At 32.8% G+C, this 787-nt stretch carries 2 protein-coding genes; both read left to right on the forward strand.

The annotated features are described in order from the left end of the window. Positions 1–210: transposase (locus tag CPAL_RS13890; RefSeq protein WP_170063597.1), on the forward strand; the 210-nt coding region annotated here is incomplete at its 5' end. Positions 211–227: 17 nt separating this feature from the next. Then, positions 228–787, forward strand: a 560-nt coding sequence (locus CPAL_RS08030; RefSeq protein WP_242976297.1) for an IS3 family transposase, incomplete at its 3' end; no start/stop codon positions are given.

Consider the following 787-nt stretch of genomic DNA (forward strand, 5'->3'; position numbering starts at 1 on the left):
TCTGGTAAGAGTTTGGCAGAGCTTAGCAGCGAATATGGCATATCAAAATCAACAATCAATGGATGGATTAAGAAAGCTAAACCAATAACTGTGGATAAAGATACAACTATAACATCAGAAGAGTATCAGGCAATGTTAAAGAAGATGGCAAGGCTTGAGGAGGAAAATGAAATATTAAAAAAAGCCATGGCCATATTCGCAAAGAAGTAACCTCTATTTTTGAGTTTATAAATGATCATAAAGAAGAGCATGATATCACGCTAATGTGTGAAGTGTTAAAGGTTTCAAGAAGCTCTTTTTATAAGTATCTAAACAAAACCGAAAGCAAAAGAAGCGTAGAAAACAAGATGTACGAGGAAGAAATACTGAAGATCTATAAAGATAGTAAAGGTCGTTATGGTGCTCCCAAAATACATAAAGTGCTTCGTGAAGAAAGAGGACATGCCATAAGCCTTAAGAGAGTCCAAAGGATTATGAAAAAACTAAATATAAAATCCATAATTATCAAAAAATTCAGACCTCACTCTTCCAAAAGCAAAATAGAGGCTAAAGAAAACGTTTTGAAAAGAGATTTTTCAACAACTACAATAAATGAAAAATGGGTTACTGATATAACTTATATTTATACACTTAAAGACGGATGGTGCTATCTTGCTTCAGTTTTGGATCTTCATACAAAGAAAATTATTGGCTATGCTTTTTCAAAGACTATGGATACAGAACTAGCTATAAAGGCTGTAGAAAATGCCTACATAACTCAAAAACCAAAGAATACTGTTATACTCCA

Source organism: Clostridium thermopalmarium DSM 5974, from assembly GCF_002995795.1.
GTDB classification, from domain to species: Bacteria; Bacillota; Clostridia; order Clostridiales; family Clostridiaceae; genus Clostridium_H; species Clostridium_H thermopalmarium.